General features: G+C 45.6%; 25 protein-coding genes. 21 read left to right on the top strand and 4 right to left on the bottom strand.

Annotated elements, in window-relative coordinates:
* The first annotated feature begins 257 nt into the window (after nt 1–257).
* From MKX60_RS24790 to MKX60_RS24760, 7 genes are all read left to right on the top strand, one after another.
* Nucleotides 258–1,103 carry an STM4015 family protein gene (locus MKX60_RS24790; RefSeq protein ID WP_341061298.1) on the top strand — a complete coding sequence of 282 codons (846 nt, stop codon included), beginning with the start codon at nt 258–260 and terminating at the stop codon, nt 1,101–1,103.
* Nucleotides 1,063–2,400 carry an STM4014 family protein gene (locus MKX60_RS24785; protein WP_341061296.1) on the top strand — a complete coding sequence of 446 codons (1,338 nt, stop codon included), beginning with the start codon at nt 1,063–1,065 and terminating at the stop codon, nt 2,398–2,400. Before MKX60_RS24790 ends, MKX60_RS24785 begins: the two co-directional genes overlap by 41 nt.
* Nucleotides 2,400–3,182, top strand: coding sequence for an STM4013/SEN3800 family hydrolase (locus tag MKX60_RS24780; protein WP_341061295.1), 783 nt, complete (start codon nt 2,400–2,402; stop codon nt 3,180–3,182). The genes MKX60_RS24785 and MKX60_RS24780 overlap by 1 nt, the downstream gene beginning before the upstream one ends.
* A 22-nt stretch (nt 3,183–3,204) precedes the next feature.
* Nucleotides 3,205–4,554, top strand: coding sequence for an STM4012 family radical SAM protein (locus MKX60_RS24775; protein WP_341061294.1), 1,350 nt, complete (start codon nt 3,205–3,207; stop codon nt 4,552–4,554).
* Entirely contained in the window at nt 4,551–5,417 is an 867-nt protein-coding gene (locus MKX60_RS24770; RefSeq protein ID WP_341061293.1) for an STM4011 family radical SAM protein, read from the top strand. The genes MKX60_RS24775 and MKX60_RS24770 overlap by 4 nt, the downstream gene beginning before the upstream one ends.
* Before the next feature lie 157 nt (nt 5,418–5,574).
* Nucleotides 5,575–6,303, top strand: coding sequence for a glycerophosphodiester phosphodiesterase (locus MKX60_RS24765; RefSeq protein ID WP_341061292.1), 729 nt, complete (start codon nt 5,575–5,577; stop codon nt 6,301–6,303).
* A 17-nt stretch (nt 6,304–6,320) separates the two neighbouring features.
* On the top strand, nt 6,321–7,538 hold the full coding sequence (locus MKX60_RS24760; protein ID WP_076301058.1) for an SLC45 family MFS transporter: 1,218 nt from the start codon (nt 6,321–6,323) through the stop codon (nt 7,536–7,538).
* Between the two features lie 100 nt (nt 7,539–7,638).
* On the opposite strand, the gene MKX60_RS24755 is transcribed toward MKX60_RS24760, so the two are convergent.
* Both MKX60_RS24755 and MKX60_RS24750 read right to left on the bottom strand, forming a co-directional pair.
* Nucleotides 7,639–8,442: a GGDEF domain-containing protein gene (locus MKX60_RS24755; protein WP_076283989.1), complete on the bottom strand. Its 804-nt coding sequence runs from the start codon at nt 8,440–8,442 to the stop codon at nt 7,639–7,641.
* Between the two features lie 91 nt (nt 8,443–8,533).
* Nucleotides 8,534–9,112: a histidine phosphatase family protein gene (locus tag MKX60_RS24750; RefSeq protein ID WP_042185403.1), complete on the bottom strand. Its 579-nt coding sequence runs from the start codon at nt 9,110–9,112 to the stop codon at nt 8,534–8,536.
* 175 nt (nt 9,113–9,287) lie between these two features.
* Here MKX60_RS24750 and MKX60_RS24745 point away from each other — a divergent pair, with 175 nt between their 5' ends.
* From MKX60_RS24745 to MKX60_RS24695, 11 genes are all read left to right on the top strand, one after another.
* Entirely contained in the window at nt 9,288–10,445 is a 1,158-nt protein-coding gene (locus tag MKX60_RS24745; RefSeq protein WP_341061290.1) for a phosphodiester glycosidase family protein, read from the top strand.
* 379 nt (nt 10,446–10,824) lie between these two features.
* Nucleotides 10,825–11,523 (top strand): response regulator transcription factor, encoded by a 699-nt coding sequence (locus MKX60_RS24740; RefSeq protein WP_341061289.1) that lies wholly within the window; start codon nt 10,825–10,827, stop codon nt 11,521–11,523.
* Nucleotides 11,520–12,089, top strand: a complete 570-nt coding sequence (locus tag MKX60_RS24735) for a hypothetical protein (protein ID WP_341061287.1) — start codon at nt 11,520–11,522, stop codon at nt 12,087–12,089. Before MKX60_RS24740 ends, MKX60_RS24735 begins: the two co-directional genes overlap by 4 nt.
* Before the next feature lie 50 nt (nt 12,090–12,139).
* Complete coding sequence (locus MKX60_RS24730; RefSeq protein ID WP_341061286.1) at nt 12,140–12,523, top strand: ATP-binding protein; 384 nt, start codon at nt 12,140–12,142, stop codon at nt 12,521–12,523.
* 219 nt (nt 12,524–12,742) lie between these two features.
* Nucleotides 12,743–13,513 (top strand): ABC transporter ATP-binding protein, encoded by a 771-nt coding sequence (locus MKX60_RS24725; RefSeq protein ID WP_341061285.1) that lies wholly within the window; start codon nt 12,743–12,745, stop codon nt 13,511–13,513.
* Nucleotides 13,488–15,431 (top strand): ABC transporter permease, encoded by a 1,944-nt coding sequence (locus MKX60_RS24720; RefSeq protein ID WP_341061284.1) that lies wholly within the window; start codon nt 13,488–13,490, stop codon nt 15,429–15,431. Before MKX60_RS24725 ends, MKX60_RS24720 begins: the two co-directional genes overlap by 26 nt.
* A gap of 87 nt (nt 15,432–15,518) precedes the next feature.
* The gene (locus MKX60_RS24715) at nt 15,519–16,475 is read left to right on the top strand and encodes a helix-turn-helix transcriptional regulator (protein ID WP_076283984.1); all 957 of its coding nucleotides are present in this window, start codon (nt 15,519–15,521) and stop codon (nt 16,473–16,475) included.
* A gap of 101 nt (nt 16,476–16,576) precedes the next feature.
* Entirely contained in the window at nt 16,577–17,035 is a 459-nt protein-coding gene (locus tag MKX60_RS24710; RefSeq protein WP_341061283.1) for an SRPBCC domain-containing protein, read from the top strand.
* Nucleotides 17,036–17,309: 274 nt separating this feature from the next.
* Nucleotides 17,310–17,564 (top strand): FeoA family protein, encoded by a 255-nt coding sequence (locus MKX60_RS24705; RefSeq protein WP_042185387.1) that lies wholly within the window; start codon nt 17,310–17,312, stop codon nt 17,562–17,564.
* The gene (locus MKX60_RS24700; protein WP_341061281.1) at nt 17,561–18,292 is read left to right on the top strand and encodes a FeoB small GTPase domain-containing protein; all 732 of its coding nucleotides are present in this window, start codon (nt 17,561–17,563) and stop codon (nt 18,290–18,292) included. Before MKX60_RS24705 ends, MKX60_RS24700 begins: the two co-directional genes overlap by 4 nt.
* Complete coding sequence (locus MKX60_RS24695; protein ID WP_341061280.1) at nt 18,270–19,679, top strand: nucleoside recognition domain-containing protein; 1,410 nt, start codon at nt 18,270–18,272, stop codon at nt 19,677–19,679. The genes MKX60_RS24700 and MKX60_RS24695 overlap by 23 nt, the downstream gene beginning before the upstream one ends.
* Nucleotides 19,680–20,210: 531 nt before the next feature.
* Here MKX60_RS24695 and MKX60_RS24690 read toward each other — a convergent pair.
* Together MKX60_RS24690 and MKX60_RS24685 are read right to left on the bottom strand one after the other, a co-directional pair.
* Nucleotides 20,211–20,894 carry a hypothetical protein gene (locus MKX60_RS24690; RefSeq protein WP_143759394.1) on the bottom strand — a complete coding sequence of 228 codons (684 nt, stop codon included), beginning with the start codon at nt 20,892–20,894 and terminating at the stop codon, nt 20,211–20,213.
* A gap of 133 nt (nt 20,895–21,027) precedes the next feature.
* Nucleotides 21,028–22,437 (bottom strand): aminotransferase-like domain-containing protein, encoded by a 1,410-nt coding sequence (locus MKX60_RS24685; protein WP_341061279.1) that lies wholly within the window; start codon nt 22,435–22,437, stop codon nt 21,028–21,030.
* Nucleotides 22,438–22,598: 161 nt separating this feature from the next.
* Here MKX60_RS24685 and MKX60_RS24680 point away from each other — a divergent pair, with 161 nt between their 5' ends.
* From MKX60_RS24680 to MKX60_RS24670, 3 genes are all read left to right on the top strand, one after another.
* Nucleotides 22,599–23,531 carry a DMT family transporter gene (locus tag MKX60_RS24680; RefSeq protein WP_341061278.1) on the top strand — a complete coding sequence of 311 codons (933 nt, stop codon included), beginning with the start codon at nt 22,599–22,601 and terminating at the stop codon, nt 23,529–23,531.
* Nucleotides 23,532–23,672: 141 nt separating this feature from the next.
* Nucleotides 23,673–24,329 (top strand): helix-turn-helix transcriptional regulator, encoded by a 657-nt coding sequence (locus MKX60_RS24675; RefSeq protein ID WP_149646549.1) that lies wholly within the window; start codon nt 23,673–23,675, stop codon nt 24,327–24,329.
* 12 nt (nt 24,330–24,341) lie between these two features.
* A complete protein-coding gene (locus tag MKX60_RS24670) occupies nt 24,342–25,148 on the top strand; it encodes a pyruvate, water dikinase regulatory protein (protein WP_445253183.1) in 807 nt (268 codons plus the stop codon).
* Nucleotides 25,149–25,168 lie beyond the last annotated feature (20 nt).

The raw sequence follows: 25,168 nt of genomic DNA, 5'->3' as shown, positions 1-25,168 counted from the left end.
TTCAAGTATAATCGCCTTCGGAGTCCTTATAAGGACGGTAAGCGTTTAGCGAGAAATATAAGGATAAAATATAGTGTGAAACGTATACTTTCTTATATTTCAAAATAATGTAATTCTCCCTAGCATAAACCTACCATAAATAATTAGCTCAAGGACATGACGAATTTGACTATAATTATTTAAACCTGTGATTTGACTCCCTCGGCTACAGATGATAGGGTATTTTCGAAGTTAAATTTTTCCGGGAGGGAATGCCCATGACGGAAGTAAAGCTTAGTATCGGATACGACGAATTCGAAGAAGGCCAAAGAATTGGCACTGAAATTGAGAAACTTAGTAGCAGCCCTGAAAGTTCTTCGCTGACAAGTCTAATTATCGGTGATTGGGGGCAAGCCTACGAAAATAGTTCAGAAGAAGTTGTAGAGTCACTGGTTACGCATAGTGCTAGTTTCTCTGCTTTGCGCAAGCTTTTCATAGGCGAGATGGGCTATGAGGAATGCGAGATTTCTTGGATTACCCAAAGTGATCTATCGCCGTTGCTCCCTGCTTTTCCAGAGCTACAGTCACTCACGATTCAAGGTGGGAATGAGCTGAGCCTCTCAGAACTCAAACACGACAAGCTAGAAGAACTGATTATTATAAGTGGAGGCTTAGGTAAAGCCGTTCTTGAACAGATTGCAACTAGCCAATTGCCGAATTTGCGCAAGCTGGAGCTATATCTCGGCGTAGATAACTACGGATTTGACGGCAGTTTAGCAGATCTTCTCCCTCTTATAGAAGTAGGAAAGTTCCCTAAGCTTACTTATCTAGGTTTAAAAAATAGCCAGATCCAAGATGAGATCGCAGGTGCATTAGCAAATGCTCCTATTCTGGAGCAGCTAGATACGCTCGATCTATCACTCGGTACCCTAAGCGATGAGGGGGCGGAATTGCTTCTAGCCAGCGACAGAATCAAAAAATTAAAAGCATTAAACCTAAGCCATCATTATATGTCCGACGATATGATTAGCCGCTGGAAGCAAAGTGGATTGCCTGTTGATGTTAGCGACAAGCAGGAAAGCGATGATGAGGAAGACTGGCGTTATCCTTCCATCACAGAGTGAGCCACTCATGAGGCCGATGATCGTTATCGGTATTCCCGGTGATAAACGGACTAGCGGCATCCAGCAAGCGCGTTCCGATCTTGGAATGCCCCCTGCCATTATTTTATCGTACGCTGAGTTTCTGCAAGGAAGATCGTTAGGTGATCTTATGGAAGAGCAGAAGAAACAGATACCCCGTCAGTCCTCCGTTTATAACGGAGTAGATCTCAGTGCAGCTCCCCCGCTACTGAGACTGGAATCGCCTGGCAGCAGCTTCGAGATAGAACGAGCCATTATCGCTCTGGGTGCACCGGATTCGGATGATATGGACGATTCCCTTCATCCCTTCGCCGATAGACCTGATCCGCGACCACTCCGCGTGAAGGTAGCCCGTCAATTGAAGGAAATGCAAGGTGTCCTGCATCATCCATCTCAATGGTTCCGTGGCTACTGCCGAATGCTGGCTAGACTACAGCGAGAGGCCAACACCGCGTGTCCAGGTTCGCTGTGGTTAAATGACCCTACTGACATTGCGGCCATGACCGATAAACGCCAGACACAACAGATTCTGAGCGAGGCAGGGATTCCAATCCCTCGCCCAGTAGGCGAAGATCAGCAGCCTACGGATTATGACTCTCTCCGGGAGATGATGTTATCCCGGCGCATGCACCGGGTATTCATTAAGCTGGCCTTTGGTTCTGCCGCTTCTGGAGTGATCGCCTATCAAATCCATCCTGTGACGGGGGCCGAAATTGCCTTAACAACAGTGGGGGTCGAGGATTACATCACTCGACCACCCATTTACTATAATTCCGGTAAACTGCGACGGTACACGGATACCGCCACAATCTCGGGAATTATGAACTGGATCTACCAGCACGGTGCTTATGCTGAGCAATGGATCCCTAAAGCGGGGCTTAAGGGTAAAGCATTCGATATTCGCCAGCTAGTCGTTCTCCGCGAGGCCTGCCACGCGGTTGCCCGGGTCAGCCCTACACCAATTACGAATCTGCATTTACGCAACCAGCGGATGTCTCTTTCGGAAGCCGGTCTGTCTGAATCCGTACAGGAGCAGGTGCGGAATACCGCTGTGCAAGCACTGGCTGCTTTTCCCCGTTCCGGGGTAGCCGGAATCGATGTACTCGTCTCCGAGGGTTCACAGCAATGTTTTGTCGCGGATGTCAATCCATTTGGCGACTTGCTGTACGATGTGAAATACCGCGGCTGCAGCACCTACGAATGGGAAATGAAGGTATTGTCGGCTAGAGACTATATCACACCTCCCTCCACACCGCTTATAAAGGAAGGATTATCTTAATGGATATGAACACCATCGTCGGCACTCATGACATTCTTATGATCACACTCGATACTCTTCGTTATGATGCTGCTGTTATGGAAGAATCAAACTGCCCGAACTTGTGCGGAACCGGATCATGGGAGAAGAGACATACCCCAGGCAGCTTTACCTATGCGGCTCATCACGCCTTCTTCGGCGGTTTTTTGCCTACTCCAGCCACAACGGATAAGACGGAACATATCCGAATGTTCCATTCCCGAAACACCGGAATGAAGACGCATCCCCATACCTGGCTGTTCGATACACCCGATATCGTATCCGGGCTTGCTGCCGAGGGCTACCGTACGGTTTGTATTGGGGGCGTTCTTTTTTTCACCAAAAAAAATCCACTCGCTCGTGTGTTACCAAGCTATTTCCAGCACAGCTACTGGCGGATGACGTTCGGGGTCACCAATCCGCGTTCCACAGAGCATCAGGTGAATCATGCCTTGAAGCTGTTGAAGGATACTCCGGGCGAACAAAGATTGTTCATGTTCCTCAATGTCTCAGCCATCCACGGGCCGAACCATTATTTTATACCCGGTGCTAAAAAGGACTCCGTAGACAGCCAGCGCGCCGCACTCCGCTATGTGGATGGTGAACTGGGCCGATTATTCGATGCCTTCCGGGAACGCGGTAATCCTACCTTCTGTCTGGCGTTTTCTGATCATGGAACCGCTTTTGGCGAAGATGGCTATCAGGGGCATCGCTTGGCTCACGAGACCGTATGGAACGTCCCTTATCGGGAATTTATTTTATAAAAGGAAAGGATGGAGAACTGTTATGACGTTATCGTCCTTCTCTTTAGAAGAGCTTCACGGGTGGAAAGACAATATTACTGCTAACCCTTACCGATCTTATCTGTATTCCTATCCACACAAAACAGCTTACAGGGATCTACAGCCTCCGATACCACTAGAATCCTTATGGCGAGATGAGCCTGCAGAATCTTTTTTTCTATATATGCATATCCCGTTTTGCGGTGCTCGCTGTGGATTCTGCAACCTGTTCACCTTGCCTGATAAACGCGCGAATGTTCACGCTACATACGTAGACGCGCTAGAACGTCAAGCCAAGCAGTGGGCCGCGTTCACCAAACATAAGCCGTATGCCCGTTTCGCGATTGGTGGGGGTACGCCTACATTACTGGCGGCAGATCAACTGCGCCGTTTGTTCCACATTGCCGTTGATACGATGGGACTGGATACGAGCTCAGCCTCCATCTCAGTGGAAACTTCACCGGAGACGATCACCGAAGAGAAGCTGAATATTCTAAAAGAATATACGGTGGATCGGGTCAGTATGGGCATTCAAAGCTTTGTCGCAGCTGAATCGGCGGCCATCTATCGCCCGCAGAATCCGGATGAGGTGTATCGCGCATTGGAGCTGCTGGGAAAATATGATTTTCCCATTCTAAATTTGGATCTGATCTATGGTCTTCCAGGGCAGACCGTCGACTCTTGGCTGTATTCGCTAAATCAGACGCTTAGCTATGATCCTGAGGAAATCTTTATTTATCCGCTCTATACCCGTGAGCATACCATCGTAAAGCCTGATGATATCCAGCGTCAGGAGGATATTCGCCTAGACTGCTACAAGGCCGCTGGGCAGCTGCTTAAAGCCAGAGGTTATCGCCAATATTCCATGCGTCGTTTCGCCAAGGAAACCGCAGGAACAGATAAACGCATTCTTGACTACAGCTGTCAGGAAGAAGGAATGGTCGGGCTAGGCTGCGGGGCTAGGTCCTATACCCGCAATGTGCATTACGCTTCCCGTTATGGGGTGAGCCGTAAAGCAACCGAGAGCATTATTGCCGATTACGTCAGTGCAAATCGTTACGATACTGCAGATTACGGAATTGTGCTAAGTCTGGAAGAACAGAAGCGCCGCTTTATTCTAAAGGCGATTTTACATAGTGAAGGTCTGAGGCTTGAAGATTACAGTCTGCGCTTCGGAAATTCACTCTGGAGTGATTATCCTGAACTGTCTAACCTGCTTCATACCGGCTTAGGGAAAGAAGAAGATGGAGTATTACGCCTCACTACTGAAGGCATGGGCTACTCCGATTCCATCGGTGATTGGTTTATTTCAGGAGAGATACGAGAGCAGATGGAAAGGTTCGTATTGCCATGAATGCGGTCCTCTACTACCGTGGGTCTCTCACCTCCTGCAACTATGACTGCCCCTACTGTCCTTTCGGCAAAACAAGAGACAGCGCAGCCACTCTCGCGAAGGATCGACAAGGATTGGAGACCTTTGTCGAGTGGGCCTCTCTGCAAGGTACAGCGGGCCATCGGCTGTCTATCTTTTTCAATCCTTATGGCGAAGGGCTGATTCATCGCTGGTACAAAGAAGCGATGGTCTTGCTCTCCAATATGGAGCATGTGGTGAAGGTAGCGATTCAGACGAACCTTTCAGCAAATCTTGACTTCATTCATAAGCTGAATCGAAACAAGGCTGCCTTTTGGGCTACTTACCACCCCGGACAGGTGAGCGAGGATAAGTTTCTAACGCAATGCATGACTTTGTATGAGAATAATGTGCCTTTCAGTGTAGGGAGCGTTGGGATCCGCAGCGCCTTTCCTGCTATAGCCTCGCTTCGCGCAGCATTACCGGAGAGTGTATATCTATGGGTCAATGCTTATAAAGATAAACCGGATTACTATACTGCCGAGGATCTTTCCATTCTTAGCAAAATTGATCCGCATTTTGCTGTGAATGCTATGGATTACGAGAGCCTTGGTCAAACCTGCAATGCTGGAAATGAAGTCTTTTATGTACAAGGCGCTGGACTGGTGAAACGCTGCTATAAGGACAGAGGTGTCATAGGCAATCTCTACCGCGATGGCTTGGAAGGCCTATCCGCTGTAAGAGCCTGCCGAATGAAGGTATGCGATTGTTATATCGGTTATATTCATATGCCAGAGCTGAAGCTGCAAGACATCTATGGACCAGGTCTGCTGGAACGGATTCCTTATGGTGCTATGAATCATTGAAGCGAGAATTGCTGTAAGGTTAACTGCATGTTAAATTTCAAGAAATAGAGCCCTGTCAGTATTTCTAGACAGGGTTTCTTGTCTTCGTGTGGAATATCAAAAGTAGCCCTCGTCTACAGGGCGACAGCAAACACTAAGTTGGAGGGATGAATAGCTGATGAAAAACATTATTAATTTTGCGCATCGCGGCGCATCGGCAGTGTGTCCGGAAAATACTATGGCAGCGTTCCGCAAAGGTCTTGAGTTAGGTGCAACCGGGATTGAAACCGATGTACAAATGACAAAGGATGGCGGGCTTGTTCTTATTCATGATGAAACCCTAAACCGTACGACAAGCGGAAGTGGCTATGTGAAGGATAAAACCCTTGCAGAGATTCTGGAAGTGGACGCGGGCTCTTGGTTCAGTCCCGAGTTCAAAGGCGAGAAACTCCCCTTGCTAGAAGATTTGTTAGATCTGCTGCAAGGTCGAGATACAGTACTGAACATCGAGTTTAAAAATGGTACTTTCTTTTACCCGGGTATGGAGGAAAAGGTTATCGCGGCTGTACGGGATTTCAAGATGAGCGATCGCGTGATTTTTTCGAGCTTCAACCATTATTCATTAGCTCACAGTAAAACGATCGCACCTGAGATCAAGACAGGAATTCTATACGGGGAAGGTCTGTACCGTCCTTGGGATTATGCAGCTACGCTTGGCGCAAACGCACTACATGCTTATCATCAAGCGGTGCTTCCTGAATTCGTCGAAGAAGCCGCTAAGCATGGCATCGCTTATCATCCTTGGACTGTTAATGATCCAGAGCGGATGAAGGCTTTAATCGAAGCTGGAGTGTCAGGTATTATTACAGATCATCCAGATGTGCTGGCTGGGCTTCTAGCTAAATAATAAGGGAGTGTGACTGTGTGAAAAAAGTCTGGTTGCTCGGATTCGGCTTTTTCAGCATCAGCATTACGTGGAGTCTGTATAACGCATTTGTACCCTTTTTTCTAGAAAAATACGTACATAGTGTGGCACTTATCAGCTTCTTGATGACGATTGATAATTACTTTGCCTTATTCCTGCAGCCTTGGATTGGCAACCGTAGTGACCGCACTACCTCGCGTTTTGGACGCAGAATGCCTTATCTTATGATTGGTATGCCTTTCGCTGCCGTGCTAACCATGCTGATTCCGTTTCATACCGGACTATTTACACTTCTGTTGTTTATGATGCTAATGAATCTGGCCATGAGCTTATACCGTTCACCAACCGTCGCCCTCATGCCGGACATTACGCCAGAAGAGCAGCGTACGAAGGCCAACGGGCTGATTAATTTCATGGGTGGGTTCGGTTCTATTCTCGCTTTTGGCGTAGGTTCTATCCTGTATAAATCAAACCCAGCGCTACCGTTTATCGTTGCTGGACTGATTACCTTATTATGTCTGTTTATCGTATCACGCTTTATTAAAGAAAATCGGGATGGCGTAAACGTACAAATGAAGCTTCCTTCAGAAGCAGCTACTGCCACCAAGCCCTCTCGTATTTCCTTTCGAAGTCAGCTTGACCGTACCACAGTATTTTTGCTAGCGGCGATTTTCTTCTGGTTCGTAGCATATCAAGGCGTTGAGACACTGTTTACCTTATATGGCAAACATCATCTCGGCCTAAGCGAACAGGCGGCCTCCTTCTCGCTCACTTTCTTCTCTTTGGCCTTCGTGCTGTTCGCCATTCCGAGCGGTTGGCTGGGCGGAAGATTCGGGAAGAAAAAAATGATCATCATCGGCGTATGCGGACTAATGACCATTTTTGCTCTCGTCGGTTTTGCAAAGGACTTATTGCTCCTTCGAGGGTTACTGTTGCTAGGTGGAGTCTTCTGGGCTTGTATTAATATCAATTCCTATCCTTATGTTGTGGCAACAGGGACAGAAGAGAGCATTGGTACACGAACAGGGATGTATTATCTCGTCTCTTCCCTTGCCGCCATCAGTTCGCCTCCACTATTGGGACTTATGATTGATATCTTTGATTACTCGATCCTGTTCTACGTGGCGGCGATTAGTATGGCAGTTGCTCTTGTCTGCTTGTTCCTCATGAAAGGCCGCAAGGATGTGACTAACAGCATTCATTCGCCTGGCGCATAATTTCATTTCAAAGGGAATAGTTAGTCCAATAAAAATAGCGGCAGTCTAGGACCTATTGTAGAGGTCCATGGCTGCCGCTTGTATTTTATACCAACTCATTCTAATTCTTATAGACGGAGTAACGCCCCGTACCAAGCTGTTTGGCAGCGTACATCGCTGTATCTGCTTCATTTAGCAGTCTAAAATGATCTACCTTACCATGACTTATGCTGATCCCTATACTCATGGATACGAACAAGTTATGTTCGCCAAGCTGGTAACTCTTAGTCGTCTTCTCCAGAATCCGCACAGCAAGCTGCTCCGCTTCCTTCTGAGTGCTACCTTTGGCGACAATCACAAATTCATCCCCGCCGACGCGGAAAATATGACGTTTTCTTTTGCTGGAGAATTGAATTAGGTTTTTACCCACTTCTTGCAGCAATAAGTCCCCCACATGATGCCCCAAGCTGTCATTGATCGATTTGAAACGATTCAGATCCAGAAACAAAACAGCAAGCTGCTCATTTACTTTGCATCGATCCCAAAAATGATCCATTCCATTCTTATTCAATAACCCCGTTAAAGCATCCTTATACGCCAGTTCTTTCAATTGCTCTCTTTCAGCCAATACTAGGTTCATGCGTGTAAGTAAAAACATACATAGGGCTATCGTAAGACTATAGACCAACAGCGGTATAATAACCCCATCATCGGCCACTTCATTTCCCAGTAAGGTTTCTACACCTAGCTGGTGCATGATCCATAGGGAGGCGACGATAATGATCACGGAAAGACCGGTATGAATCGCTCTTTTTTGAGGCGTTTTAGATGAAATATCCCGGTAAAGTCTTAGCACTAAATAACCGGCCGCTGCTGCGATGAGAATGGAGAATAACGTTTGTAAGTAAATCTGGACCTCTGCCACCTTAAATTCGCACATCCTTCTGACTACAAAAATGATTAACTATCTGAGCAATTACTATATTAAAATGCTCTGAACATTATCTGAACACTAATTATATCTTCAAATGCCGTGCACAATTGTATAGTTCGCAATTCCATGTCGAATCGGATTTAATAATCCGGGTGATAGATGTATTACTCAGCAAAACAGTTACATTCAGTTCTGGAAAAAGTCTTCTAAGACTACTCCGTAAAATCGCACCATGGCTAACGACCAATATACGACTGCCCGGATGTTTCTCCGCGATATCTTCGATGGCCTGACTGCCTCTGATCTCACTGGCCTCCGGACTTTCCAGTCCCAAATCTAACTTCTTCCACTCACTTCCCCATCGTTCAACGCGATCTTGTTCCGTAGTACCTTCAATCTGCCCTGCGTTCATCTCACGGATCCCTGGTACTAAACCGGCGATCTCCATGCCAAGCCTTGTTGCAATTACCTCTGCTGTTTGTCGCGCTCTAAGCAGATCACTCGAATATAAATAGTCCCATTGTTCAGTGCTGAGCCGTTCAGCAAGAAGAACCGCCTGCTGCACACCCTCAGCATCCAATGGATTATCCGTATGCCCTTGCGCTCTGCCTTCTTTATTCCACGCGGTACTTCCATGGCGAATTAAACCTATTGTAGTCATAAAGATCTCCCTTTAGTTGTTGAGTTCTAGTACTATTCTTTTTATGGTATCTACATTCTATCAGAATCTTTCCATGGATATTTGAAAAATGAGGTTATCCATGTTTTAGAACTTGAGGTATAATAAACCTTACCGCTTTTTACATCAGCTATAGGATAAGGAGATTTTGGTTAATATGAAAAAGTTATTGTTTCCGTTCTTTCTCGCATTTCTACTATGTTTGGTTCCGGTTTACACAGTTTGTTCCTCCACTGTTGATGCTGCTCCGGTTCCGAAAAACACCGTGTATGTGACCAAGAATAATCACTCGTACATCCCGCTGCGTCTCTTAAATAATTTCACTGGTATACATGCTGAAATGAATGCTAGTGACAAACGTATAACCATTACGAACGCAGATACTAAGATTACACTTACTTTAGGACAAGCAGCTGCGCTAGTCAACGACAAGCCAGTTACACTAACCGATTCCGCTTTTAGTGATAACGGTACGGTATATATCCCTTTGTCCTTTATCAGCAAAACGCTGGGCTTTCAATTAGAGTGGAATCAGGAAGCCTCTTCTGTAACCCTTACTAATAACGGGGTTTCATCAACGGTACCTGTACTGACTGGCGCACTTATCAAAGCAGATTCTTCCCCCGTTGTCAGTGCTAGCAAAACTTTCAAGGTGGGCGGAAGATCCTTCAAAGCCCAAACGGTTACGGTATCCCTACTGCATCCTAAAGTGAAGCTCGACGTTGTACTAGCAGGAAATACGGTGGGAAAAGTGGAGGACCTGAGCAGTCTAGCCAAGCGCAATAATGCCGTAGTGGCTATTAATGGTACGTTCTTTGATGCCTATACTAAAGGGGCCTACAAAGCTCCTTACGGTTACATGGTCAGTGGTGGAAAAATGCTCAAAAACAGCTCTGGAGATCGCCGCACGATTTTCACCTATGACAGCAATCACTTGGCCTCGCTTATTCCCGGACTAGAGTTTACGAACCATTTCGCTTCCGGATCTATGGAAGGGGCGCTCCAAGCCGGACCACGTCTGCTTGTGAATGGTAAGGTATCTCTTAATGTTGCGGCAGAAGGCTTCAAAGATGCCAAAATCTTAACAGGCGGCGGAGCCCGCAGCGCACTCGGCCTCACTCGCGACCATAAGCTAATTCTGCTAACTACTGGTGGAGCTACTATCCCACAGCTGGCAGAAATGATGAAGCAGGCTGGAGCGTATCAAGCCATGAATCTGGATGGCGGCGCATCGAGCGGATTATACTACAATGGCAAATATCTCACGACCCCTGGGCGTCAGATTAGCAACGCAATTGTGGTTAAATATCAATAGAATGATCTAGCCAGCGGCACGAACGAGCGTTGTGCTAGGTTCGGCTTCTACTTCTATGAATACTTTTTTTGATGCATCTATTGCAGTTTGTGCAATAGATGCATTCTTTTTTATAGGAAAATAGGATTCTGTTGTACTTTGTACATTAGAATTCGACCTATTTGTAATAATAAGACGTTTTGGTAACCAATTGGTTGCAGGATGTGCAATAGAATCAAATCCCAATGTCTTTTTGATAGAATCTATTGTACAAAGTGCAACTATTCCTCATATTATTTTTCGGCAGCTAGACGTCCTTTTTGCATAATTTTCCTAGTCCGTGTTACTGTATAACCGTGTGAGCCACTGCATTCTTATATTTGATCAAAGGAGCACAACTATGGAGACTATTCTAATCATAGAGGACGATGCTAAGCTCGCAAGCCTTCTAAGCACGTATCTATCTAAATATGAATTTCGTACGGTGATAGTAGAGGATTTCAACAGGGTACTGGAGATTTTTAATGACACCCATCCTGACCTTGTTCTGCTGGACGTCAACCTGCCTAAATACGATGGGTTTTATTGGTGTCGCCAGATTCGCACTACCTCACTCTGCCCTATTCTTTTCATATCCGCTCGGGATAGTGGAATGGATCAGGTGATGGCGCTAGAAAATGGCGGGGATGATTACATCACCAAGCCGTTTCATTATGAAGTCGTACTTGCCAAAATCCTCAGCCATTTACGCAGAGCTTACGGCTCTTACTCACAAATTCAAGAGGAACGGACGCTCCAAGCCGGAGAACTAATTCTTTATCCTGAGCGGTATGTGATTCAATATGGCGGACATACTAGCGAGCTGACACAGAAAGAAGCGGTTCTACTGGAAGCCTTATTGCTAAAAGAAGGACGAGTTGTTAACCGGGAGCGTCTGCTAGATCTCATGTGGAAGGATCAGCATTTTATAGACGACAATACTTTAAATGTGTACATAACCCGTGTCCGCAAAAAGCTCAAGGATCTCGGTCTTGGCGATATTGTGGAAACCGTAAGAGGCGCTGGCTATCGGCTTATTGTCACTAAGGATATGCCATGAAGCTATTTTGGAGAGACCAGATTTCGCTAATCCTTTTCTATCTGTTTCAAATGCTACTTATTCCTTTGCTATATTGGCTGTCTGGAGAGAACAGACCGATCTCTATCATGCTCTATGGAATCGCTCTGAGCACCGTAGTTCTTTTACTATTTTTAGGCTACCGATATGTTCAGCACCGGAGATTGTATGCAGCATTAAGTGATCCTATGGACACGCTCCAAAAGCATCTCGTATCCTTAGGGGACACTCCACTTGCCGAAGCGATACATGAGTTATTACAGCTTATTGACCGCCAGTATCAGGAGCAGGTAAATGGGCATGTCCGCCAAATGGATCAGCATATCGTATTCATGAACCGCTGGGTTCATCATATGAAAACTCCACTCTCTGTAATTCAGCTCACGCTAAAGGATCTTGAAGAGGAAGCCGCTACAAGTATTCAGGAGGAATTAGAACGTCTACGCGGTGGGCTGGAGATGGTTATTTATACGGCAAGGCTTGACCGATTTGAAGATGATTTTCAAGTTGAACCGTTACTTCTACGCAAACAGTTAGTGAAGCGGTAGCCGAGAATCGCAGACTCTTCATACGCCGAGGCATAAAAGTAGATGTACAGGTGGATGCCAATCTCGCTGTATATAGTGATGCCAAATGGTTGATGTTTATGCTGACCCAAATCTTGACCAATACCGTAAATTATACCTCCACCTCCGGTACCGCTAAAACTGTTACCCTCTCAGCTCAGCGTGCAGGCACCGACACGATTCTGGATATTACCGACCAAGGCATCGGCATTTCTCCTGAGGATTTGAAGCGGGTTTTTAATCCCTACTTTACGGGTGATCGTGGACGACATTATCATGAATCGACAGGTATGGGACTGTACCTCGTTCGGGAGATTTGCAGCAGGCTCGAACATAAAGTGGTTATTCAGTCCCGGCTCGGAGAAGGAACCCGCGTGCGACTAATATTCAGCAACAGTGATCATCTACAGAAATAAGCCTAGAGGGTACTTCTAGTCATACTTATGGCTATGTAGTCCCTTTTTTTTGCAAATACCCCACTCTTGTTAGGATACGAACATAACCTTAACCACGTTGTAAGATAACGTTAAGGTAAATCCATAGCAGCCTATCACTCGATCTTATAAATTATATACATAAACCGTCCCCGCTTCGTGAGGGATGAAATCATTTTTGTAACGGAAGGAATGTATGATATGAATGTATTAGAGGTCAAAGGACTTCATAAGGTATACCCCGGCAAAATAGCGACCCAAGCCCTCACCGATATCCATCTTAATATTGAAAAAGGTGAATTTGTAGGCATCATGGGCCCCTCCGGTAGCGGCAAGACAACACTGCTTAACATGGTTTCCACGATCGACAAGCCCTCCTCTGGCGAGGTGAATATCATTGGCAGCAACCCATATCTTTTGAATAAAAAAGAGCTCGCCCATTTTCGCCGCAAACAACTAGGGTTTGTGTTTCAGGACTTTAACCTGCTTGAGACATTAACCGTTGCTGAGAATATTGTGCTGCCCCTAACTCTGGATAACCGTAGACTCTCGCAGATGGAGATCTTGCTTCAAAGCGTCGCAGAACGCTTAAACATTACCGATATTCTTAGTAAACGCACCTATGAAATATCCGGCGGACAACGGCAGCGAACAGCGATTGCCCGTGCGATTATTACTTCGCCTTCGATTATATTGGCCGATGAGCCTACAGGTGCGCTTGACTCCAACTCTTCACGGACGGTAATGGAATCGCTGGAGAATATTAACCACATAGAGGGTACGACGCTAATGCTTGTAACGCATGATCCACTGGCAGCGAGCTACTGTAATCGAATCGTCTTTATAAAAGATGGCAAACTGGCGGCAGAAATTCACCGGGGAGATAACCGTCAGGCCTTCTTCCAAAAGATTATCGATACACTTTCATTCTGGGGAGGGAATAGTCATGAACTTTCCTCAATTCGCGTTTAACAATGTGCGGCGCAATTCACGGGCTTATTTTGCCTTTTTCTTAAGCAGTGCTTTTATGGTCATGATCTTTTTCTCTTATTCAGTCTTTATTTATCACCCTAGTATTACGAACATCGCGCTGGGTGCCAATTCAGCCTCCGGCATGCAAATTGCTTCTTATATCGTGTTTATCTTTGCGTTCTTTTTCGTTCTATACTCGATTAGTGCGTTTCTGAAAATGCGTAATCTGGAGTTCGGCATACTGATGATTTTAGGCGCACGCCCCGGCCAGATCAACAAGCTGATTCTTATAGAAAATATGCTGATCGGGATGCTCTCTATAGTAACAGGTACGTCTTTTGGCATGCTTTTATCCAAGCTGTTCTTGCTGCTAAGCACGACAATTATGGGCATGGAGCCACTGCCATTTTATTGGCCAATGAAGGCGTTAATAATTACTTCTATCTCTTTCATTTCATTATTTATGGTCATTTCGATCTTCACATTATTGTTCATTCGCAAGCATCAAGTCCTTGAACTGCTTAAGGGAAATGTTAATCCTAAAAAAGAGCCTCGTGTCTCCTTCTTGTTCTCGCTTTTCGGATTTCTACTGTTGACCATCGGCGCTCTCGCTATACGGAAGCAATTGTCTCCCAGCTCACTCCTAGTCGCTGCTGTCACAGGTATTGCGGGAACCTATTTTTTCTACTCTCAGCTGTCCGTACTTGGGATACGTTTGCTTAAGCTAAGCAGAAAACGGCTTTGGCGTGGAACCAATCTGCTGTGGATTTCCGAAATGAGCTACAAGATCAAAGACAATGCAAGAATGTTATTCCTTGTTACGGTAGTTACCTCGATTGCTTGTATGGCTTCAGGATTTCTTTTGTCCATCAATCAAGCGAACACGGAGCACTATAAAAAAACCTCCTTCGCAATGAATTATTCAAATTATAATCCAAAGGGAGAGATGCCTGCTTTAGGACACATCCACAATAAATTACAGAATGCCAAAGTCGAGTATACAGAGAATAAAGTTGATCTAATCTCCGCTTCCATTCAAGGAATGGATAAAGAAACCATACTTAACATTGATATCATTTCACAGTCAGAGTTCAATCAATTGGCTCCTCAAATGAATGTGCCCGAAGTGGGACCCTTATCTGAGAAAGAAGCTGTATTACTGCTGAGCCCTCATATCCGGACACAGAATTATGCTGCTAATCAAACGGTTCTTTTGAAAAGTCAGAAAGATGAAGAACTGCTGCTAAAAGAACTGCGAACTCCCAAGATACATCCAATGGACCCCATGGCAAGCTCACTCTTAATCGTAGATGACAGTTTTTATGATAAATTCTCTTCAGCAGCGAAATACACAAGACCATATGTGAGATACCTATATACAATCCCTGCATGGGACGGCCCTACTCCTGAGGATAAATCCCCTGAAGCTGTGATCACCAGAGAACTTATCCAGTGGAGTAAGGCATCCAACAGTGCTAGCCATCAAAACAACGCCTTACTAACAGCACGAGCAGACAGCTATTTATCAACCAAACAGGGAACAGCCATATTTAGTTTTATTGGCATTTTTATCGCTCTGATCTTCTCACTTTCATCGGCCAGCTTTCTGTTTTTTAAGCTTCATACCGAGCTGAACACAGATAAGCAAATGTACAGCGCTCTATCCAAAATCGGTTTAAGCACCAAAGAAATGTCAGCTTCTGCTACCAAACAAATTTCTGTGCTCTTTTATATTCCGATTGTGATTGCCACCATTCAGACCCTTGTCGTGATTCGTCCCATACTGAAGCAAATGAATATCACCGATGTAACTCTTCCCGTACTAATTACATCCGGTACTTTCCTTGCTGTGCAGACCCTCTATTTCATTATTGCTCGATCTCGTTACATTCATAGTCTCAAAAAAATAATGGTATAAAAGACTTCTCTTCAGTTGGCGGAACAGTGACTCTCACGTTACACTTGTTATATTATTCAATAAACCTAGCAAGGAGGTTCCGAATTTATGTCCAAGGCTGATCATATGTTATCCATTCTTTGGATGCTCAAGCAGCGGGGAAGAACCGCCGGAGAACTAGCAGAAGCGTTAGAGATCAGTGTTCGGTCTGTGTACAGATACATCGATGCGTTATGCATCAGTGGTGTACCCGTTATTGCGGATAGCGGGCCTGGTGGCGGTTACAGCTTACCGGAACATTTTATTGAGGCTCCATTATTCTTTGACTCCGAAGAGCAGCGTGCCCTTCTACAAGCTTCTTCTTTTGCCAGGGGGACCGGATATCCTTATGTTGAAGCTCTGGACCGAGCCCTATCCAAGCTAAAAAGATACAGCAATGCCCAGCAATTAGAACAAATGGAGCGCCATGAGAATGGCATTGAGACGATCCATTCTCCTTCCCCGTCGCTTAGCCATCTGATTCAAGAATTGGAATTGGGGGCAGCGAACGGATACACCCTGCAAATGGAATATCGTAAGGGTAATGGAGAAACCAAATCATCCCGTGCCATTGATCCTTACGGACTTGTACTCTGGAAGGGCCAATGGTACACCGTAGCTTACTGCCACGAGCGACATGAAATTCGTAGTTTCAGGGTGGATAGAATCATTGAACTACACCGTACAGAAGCTGTGTTCGCTCGTCCTGCTGACTTCTCTGCACGTGATTTTTTGTTAAAGAGCTTACTGCCTGCACGCAATACTGAAGAGAAACTAGTTACAGTACTCATCGCATCCGATGAGGGAGTCTTGAATGATCTATGCAGTCATTGGTTGTTCGGACATACGCTGGTACAGCGCATGGAAGGACAAGCCCGCTTTCAAGTGGACGAAACTTCTTTACTGACTTATGTACCCTACTTCTTGTTGCCTTATGGAACCACATTACGCATCATGGAGCCTTCTTCCCTGAAAGAAAGACTAGCGGACATAGCCATTAATTTAGCAGCTCATTATAAGACATAAATTACTTTAGGATCACTGACCGTAGTTGTCAGTGATCCTTTTGTATAGTGTAAATGAGTCTGAGGGAATAAATGAACCTATAAATCAAGGAGGAATAACGAATGAAGGAACTACATTATGAATTTTATATTGACGGAACACCTGAGCAGGTATGGGAAACCTTAATCTCTCCGGAAGGTACGAAGCAGATTTATTACGGCAGCGTTATTCGTTCAACCTTCAAAGAAGGAGAATTACTGGAATACATCGGACCCGGTGCAGATGGAGATGAAACGCTGCATGTCTATGGGACTCTGCTGGAGTTTACTCCGCAAAAAGCATTGCGTTTCACGCATAAGGTAGGACCTTCCTATCATAAAGGACATGAAAGATATGAGTCGCGTATTTCTTGGCTGCTTGAACCAGTGGGTGGAACTACTAAGCTCACGCTTATCCATGATAAATGGCATCCTGAAGATCCTTCGTATGCAGGCAGCATCAGCGCTTGGTGGCAGGTTCTAAGTAATACCAAGACTTTAGTAGAGACTGGACGCACGCTTGATTTTGGAAGCTGGACATAACTTCACGACTAATAAAAACTTGGATTAGACTATTCCAATTAAAGACAAGCCTATAAGTAGACTCAACCTTAGCCCCTCGGCTGGAGAGCGCAAGCCTTCTTTCCGTTAGGGGCTTTTTTGCGCCTAAATTAATTTTGCCTTAGGGAAACATTCTTGTTGCAGGGACAAAGTTGTTCACATATACTAATATTGTGTCAGACCACAAGAAAAATTCCAATGCACAAAATAATAACCATAAAAATACAAATAATAATAAATGAAAGAAGGGGATCTAATGTCTGGAGCTAGTATTCCTTTATCAGAAGCGGCTAAAGGAAGCACACTGCGTATCAGCGGCATTGAAGTTCAGGGCGTGCTTAGAAGAAGATTACTGGATCTCGGGTTTGTAGTCGGTAATGCCGTTGAGGTGTTACGGCGTAGTCCCTTAGGAGATCCTATAGCTTTTCGGGTAAGCAACACGACCATTGCATTACGTAGAGAAGAAAGCTCTTTAATATTTGGAGAAGTCATCGGAGGTGTAGAAGCATGAGTCATTTCACAGTCGCTTTTGCAGGCAATCCTAACACTGGCAAAAGCACGCTTTTCAATCTGCTGACCGGCATGCGCCAGCATACAGGAAACTGGGCAGGTAAAACCGTCATTACCGCTGAAGGCGAGTTTAAGCATAAGGACCATACGTACCTCGCAGTAGATCTTCCTGGTACGTATTCGCTGTACTCGAATTCTGCTGATGAAGAAGCGGCTAGAGATTATATTATTTTTGAACAGCCCGATGTGACACTAGTTGTTCTCGACGCTACCTCGCTAGAACGAAATCTCAACCTTGCCTTGCAAGTGCTGGAGATTACCGGGCGGGCTGTAGTCTGCATCAACCTCATCGATGAAGCCCGTAAACTCGGTATCGACATCAATCTGAAACGTATTTCCAAACGTCTCGGCGTGCCTGTTGTAGCGATATCAGCTCGCAATAAAATCGGTATTGAGGCGTTATTGGATCAGGTGGAGCGAGTGGCTACAGGCGCATTCACTGCACAGCCACTGCGCATTACGTACAACGAGGAGATTGAACGAGGAATTGCAGAGCTTACACCGCTGGTAGAACAAACCATTGGCAGCAAATACCCGGCCCGCTGGATTGCATTGCGCCTGTTAGATGGTGATGACAGCCTTCTTACCTCACTTAAAGAGAATATGAAGGATAAAGAATTACCTAAAGCAAAGGAGGCCATCGGTCATGGAGTCACCGCATATCACTAAGGGATTAGATCCTCTAGATTCCTTGCTGTCCACAGCGAAAAAGCTCGCTGACGGCGGAGCGATACGGGATGAGATTGTCAGTGGTATCTATGGCGTATCCGCAGGCATCTGCGGGGATGCAGTCACCTATAGGGATAAGAAGAAGCTGAACAGCACTTATAAGCTAGATAATATCGTAACTTCAAAAATATGGGGATTCCCCATTATGCTCGCCATCCTCGGTATCGTGTTCTGGATTACGATTGCCGGCGCCAATTATCCTTCAAGCTGGCTTGCTTCCTTCTTTGGCTTCATCGAAGGTTATCTCACTGCCGGATTTGAGGCGATCCATGCCCCCGCTTGGCTACACGGTGTACTTGTTCTGGGATTATATCGAGGAACCTCTTGGGTCATCAGCGTCATGCTGCCACCAATGATGATATTTTTTCCAGTGTTTGCGCTGCTTGAGAATTTCGGATATCTGCCGAGGGTTGCTTTTAACATGGATCGGTTGTTCAAAAAATCAGGTGGTCACGGCAAGCAAGCTTTGACCATGTCTATGGGTTTCGGCTGTAATGCCGCCGCGATCCTCTCCACACGAATCATCGAATCGCCGCGTGAACGGATGCTCGCGATTTTGACCAACAATTTCGTTCCATGTAACGGCCGCTGGCCAACATTGATTCTATTGTCTTCCTTATTCATGGCAGGAGCGGCTACGACAGGCGCATTCCGTACCCTCACCACCGCCTCCGTACTTATGGGGATGGTACTGATCGGCATCATCGTTACCCTGACGGTTTCCTGGGTCATGTCCAAAACTGCGCTACGCGGTGTTCCAACACATTACACACTAGAGCTCCCGCCCTATCGTCGTCCACAAATTTGGAAGACCATACTTATTTCCTCTAAAGATAAGTCCCTTAATGTACTTACTCGTGCCATCGTCGTTGCTGCCCCTGCCGGTATTATCACTTGGATTCTTGGCAACCTGTTTGTTGGTGGAGATTCTGTCCTGAATCATATGGCTGCATTCTTCGATCCTTTTGCACACATGCTCGGCATGGATGGCTTTATCATCATGGCGTTTATTCTTGGACTTCCTGCGAATGAAATCGTACTGCCCATTCTGCTTATGGGCTATATGTCCTCAGGTGCTATGGTCGATATCGATAGCTTGGGCAGCATCAAAGATGTCTTTTTATCACATGGCTGGACTTGGCTGACCGCACTTAATATGATGTTGTTCTCCCTGCTCCACTATCCTTGCGGCACTACACTCGTGAACATCTATAAGGAGACGAAAAGCATGAAGTGGGCTGTTCTCTCAGCAGTCATCCCACTCGGTATCGCCATTGGAGTAACCTTTGCTGTCGCTCAGCTTGCTCGGTTGTTTGGCTGGGTGTGACGAAGCTTGTAGCATGAATTCATCTTACAGCAGCGAACTTTAACTGATTTCAACTTACATTAGCTAAATTTACTTTGTCTCACCTTACAACATCTAATGTTCACCGTATTTCACAAAATTCTGCCCTCCTTGAACTCATAATTAGGGAAATTCTCCCCCAAATTCGAACTTTATAAGCGCAAATTAAACTTTTTGCGGAAATTCTCCCTAATAAATAGTCGATTATAGGAAAAATAGGGCATTTCCGCAGAATTTTAGGGAGGAATTCCCCAATTATCGATCATATAGAGTAAAATACGATTAAATCAGGGAGATTTTCCCTAATTATCGATAATATCGAGTAAACCACGACAATTTTAAGAAGAATTTCACTTACTTCGAGTTTTGATGACCCGAGCTATACTTAAGCACCAGTACCCACACCGCCCACCACCTACTTAAGGTTAGCTCAAACAAATAAGCGGTCGCCCGAACAACTCCCGGGCGACCGCTTATTTCATCACGACATAACGTGAACCTACAGTTAAAGCGTTATTTCTTACGCGTTCCACCATCTCTACGACGGTAGAGTACAGCGCCAGCTATCGCTATCAAAACGATAATGATTCCACTGATCCCTACATTCACAAGTGGAAAAGAGTCACTCTCCGCAGCTGGTTTCCCCTCAACTTCAGTCGCCCCATTATTCCCAGTTTCGGATTTCGGCGAATGGTTTGATGTTACCTCCGGAGAAGCTGTAGGAGTACCTGCCGATATACTAGGTCCAAGCTCCTTCAGATCCTCTGATGCCGAGGCAAGCAGCTTCGTTCGGCTGCATAAACTGGCCTCTAATTTACCAGAGTCATCTTCGTCATTAGCATACGCATAGACGATATAACTTTCCCCTTCCACGAATTCAAACCCACAGCTGGCAGACGATAAAGCAGTACTCAAGGTAACTTTATTCCCCTTAATTCCTTTCCAGCTGGAATCGACTTCAAAGGTTACTTTTACTGGATCCGCAGATGAGATTATAGTCCCCTTTGGCTCCTTTTTGTCCACTACTTTCCCAGTAAAGACGGCTGAACTTGACTCCAGCGCCTCAAGTGGCTCCGCAGGTACAACACAGGAACACGCATAAGTAACGGAGGGACGCACCGTCAGTAAGGCCATAAATATTAACGTTATACTTAGGAACATCATAAGTGGACTGCGGAACTTGGTCTTAAACATCATAATAACCTCCTTCTTTACTCTACAGACGGAACAGAAGAAGAAAGTGTTACAACAATTTCCAAACAAGTTATACAAGTCTAATCTCTTCCATCCTAAATAGTCTTCATTAGTTCCTCATGTCTACTGTACCTACTCATAACCCCCGCGCAATTGCAATCATCCGCTGAATCCCCTCACGTAGCACCCCTTCGCTTGCAAAAGAGTAACTTATTCGAATCCTCGACCTCATCTCACCAAGCGGATCAAACAACTCTCCTGGCACAAAAGCAATCGACTGGGCCATACTTGAGGCAAACAGTCGATCCGCCGAAAGATGGTCCGGCAGCTTCACCCATAAATTCAAGCCCCCTTGCGGAGGCGTCCACTCCCACCCAGTCCCAGCCAGCTCCTCCTCTACAATCTCCTTATGCACCTGAAGTGCAATGCGTAGCTTACCGAGATGCTGTTGCAAACGTGATGACGTGTAGTAATGTAGGAATATCTTCTGGTTAAGCAGCGGAGTACCATTGTCCGCGAGTGATTTGGCCGTGATCAAGCGCTCCATAAACGGATAGCGACAAGCCACCGCACAGATCCGTAAGCCTGGGGCTACATATTTACTGAAACTGCTAATATAGATCACCCAACCTTCGGTATCGTAAGCAAAAAAGGGCGGCGGGGGCTCCTCTTCAAAATACATATCGCGGAACGGATCATCTTCGACTAACAGACAGCGATAACGCTCGGCAAGCTCGACCAACAGTTTACGTTGCTGCGCTGGCACCGTATATCCAGTTGGGTTATGATGAGTCGGATTGATATAGAACATGCGCGGTCTATGCTTTTTCATCAGCGCTTCAACTTCCTCCAAGTCGTAGCCCATCGGAGTGATCTCCACCGGAACCAGCCTTGCCCCCTCCCGGCGAAAAATATCCATGGCCACACTGTAGGTCGGTCGCTCCACAAGCACCGTGTCCATAGGCCCGAGCACAATTCGTGATATCAGATTGATCGCCTGCTGCGCACCTGAAGTAATAAGCAGCTCTTCCGAGGATAACTGTAGCCGATGCTTCTTCCGAAAATGACGACTAAGCGTCTCCCGTAACTCCTCATCTCCCTGAACCGAAGAGTACGTCCCCATGACCTTGGGATATAAATCGAACACTTTTTTGACATAGTCGGATAGAAAAAGATTTGGCAAAAGACCTGGATCAATCAGCGCCTGTGAGAACTGATACTTAGCAGGCATTCTCTGTATATCCGAAAGAGGATTAGTGAGCGCATAGGCAGTCACTGCTGCTCCTTTTTCTACAATAGGAACCAAGCTAACAGGCGATACGTAATAACCTGATTTATCTTTTACATAAACTTTTCCATCCTCTGTCAGCATTCTATACGCTTTGAATACTGTCAGTCGATGTACCTGTAATTCCTCCGCTAGCAGCCGTATAGAAGGAAGCTTATCATGTGCCCCCCACTCCCCTCGCTCCATGCGATTCACTAGAAATTCATATACCTGCCGAAACAAGGGATGATTATTCTCCACGCTCGCTGACTTTTTCACCTCACTGCAACTCCTCTCCGAACAACTCCTATTTACAGTATTGTACACGATTTTCGAAGTCATCTGTTCTACTCAACATCATCTGTTCTGTGTTCTCCCCTATATGATTAACGAACTGATTCAAGGATCGTTATATACACACACTAAAGGGGACTTTCAAAATGATCTTATTCGCTTATGCACTTGTATGTCTGATCTTCGGCACGACCTTTCTAGCTATCAAAATCGGTGTGGATGCCGGTGCGCCGCCCTTCTTTTCAGCAGGCTTGCGATTTTTTGTTGCAGGCGCTGTTCTATTTCTATGGATGGTCTGGAAACGAAAAGCTAGCTTCTCCCTGCTCCTGCGTAAAGAAATGCTCTTCACCGGATCTGCGTTAACCTTTGGCACCTTTGCAGGTCTCTACTGGGCTGAACAATATGTATCTTCCGGGTTAGCAGCTGTACTCTCTGCCACGGGTCCGATCATGATTCTGTTGCTCCAAACTTCTATTCTTCGTCAAAAAGCACCTGCCATCTCACTATATGGTTGTATCATCGGGTTGACTGGCGTACTGCTGCTCGTTCTTCCTAATCTTGTCGTTGATATTTCACCGTTATGGCTCATCGGCTGCGCAGCTGTCCTCATTGGGGAATGCTGTTACGCAGTAGGTGCGATTTATTCTAAAAAAGTAATCAATAGTATGCCCGAGGTCTCTCCAATCGCACTAAATGCAGCCCAAATGATGTATGGTGGAGTGCTGTTATTCATTCTTTCCTTAGCCACCGAAAATGTACATCCTGAGTTTCTGCTCTCTTACGAGATCGCAGGTTCACTGTTCTATCTAATCGTAATCGGCTCGATGGTCGGTCATTCGTTGTTCTACTGGCTCGTCGCTAAGACAAATCCTGTGTTTCCCTCTACCTGGCTCTATATCTCTCCACCGATTGCCGTAGGTGTTGGCTTTTTCTTTTATCATGAAGCCGTGAATTGGGTTACGATCCTCGGTGTATTCACTATCATTGCTGGGACCATCCTGGTCAATGCTGATGCCTTGAAACAATTAATGTTAAAGCGTAGGGTCCGTACATCTGCGTCAAAAAAAATGAATATATGACGTACTATATATTGCATTTATGACCACTATTGCGTATTATATAACCAAGTTAAATTAAAACATCTATATATGACTCATATATGAAAGGAGGATTCGCTTAACGGCGCTTCTTTTCTAAAGAGGAATGCCTTTTTATCTGAAGTGGAGGGAATTGCGATCGAACTGACATCACGTCAACTAGAAATCATTGATATTGTGAACAAAAGAGCTCCGATTACCGGCGAACAGATTGCCGAATGTCTGAATTTAACACGGCCAACGATTCGCTCCGATCTCTCTGTTCTGGTTATGCTCAAATATATCGATGCTAAACCTAAAGTCGGTTACTTCCCGGGACTCAAATCATCTAATCGTCTGGGAAGCAATTATTTGTTGCAGGAGACAAAGGTAAAAGAGATTCAAAGTGTACCTATTATTATCCGTGAGACTACTACGGTTCAAGATGCCGTAGTTACGCTATTTCTACAGGATGTTGGCACCCTTATTATTTGTGACGAAGAGGGCAAGCTCACCGGTGTTGCTTCACGTAAGGATTTCCTGAAAGTAACCCTTGGCAATCCGGGTGCTGTCTCCATGCCCGTAAGCATGGTCATGACACGCCAGCCCAAAGTAGTCACAACTTCACCGGATGAGACGGTGCTTGATGCCGCACATAAAATGATTTTTCACGAGGTAGATAGTTTACCGGTAGTTGTTCCCAGCGTCACAGAAGACAATGGTACGAAACTGGATGTCATAGGACGCTTGACGAAAACTGCTATCGTAAAACTTCTCCTCGAACTAGAAGCCAAAGGATAACAGGAGGAATTCATGAGCATTGAGCAATCTTCCAACCTAATAACGATCTGCTCAGATTCTATAGGAGATACGGCGGAAGCTGTCGTGCAGGCCGTCATTCATCAATTCCAGAATCAGCAGATCACCATCAAAAGATACGGGAACATTAGAAATGAAGATGAGCTCCGGAAGCTTATGGAAGAAGCCGCACAGCATAAAGGTTTTGTCGTCTATACGCTGGTGCAGCCGGAGCTAAGAGAAATGATTAAAGAAGAGGCTGTACGGCTTGACCTTCGTATCGTCGATATTATGGGTCCAATGATGCAAGCTTTCATTGATACGTTTGACGACGCTCCTCAACAGCGACCGGGTTTATTGCACCAGCTTGATGAGAACTACTTCCGACGTATGGAGGCTATCGAATTCACAGTTGCCTGTGATGATGGCCGCGATCTCGGCGCTATGCTGAAGGCCGATATCGTTCTGCTAGGGATGTCCCGTACTTCAAAAACACCACTTAGTATCTTTTTGGCCCATCGGGGGAAAAAGGTCGTTAACTATCCGATTATTCCTGAAATTGCTCCTCCGCAAGAGCTGCTAAGCTTGCCGTCGAACCGACTGATCGGACTAACCATGAAGCCGGAGTATATGCTGAAGATTCGCTCCGAGCGGCTGAAGGCGCTTGGGTTACCGACTGGCTCCCAATATGCAAGTCTGGAGCGGATTACAGAGGAGATGGAATATGCCTCTTCTCTGTTCAATAAGCTAGGCTGTCCTGTAATCGATATTACCGACAAAGCTATAGAAGAAACCGCTGGTATTATTATGGGTTATATCTAACATTCAGATTAAAATATATG

It is taken from the genome of Paenibacillus sp. FSL R5-0914 (assembly GCF_038004525.1).
Classification (GTDB): domain Bacteria; phylum Bacillota; class Bacilli; order Paenibacillales; family Paenibacillaceae; genus Paenibacillus_AQ.
The sequence above is the reverse complement of the archived record's forward strand: the minus strand, read 5'-3'. Positions and strand labels throughout refer to the sequence as shown.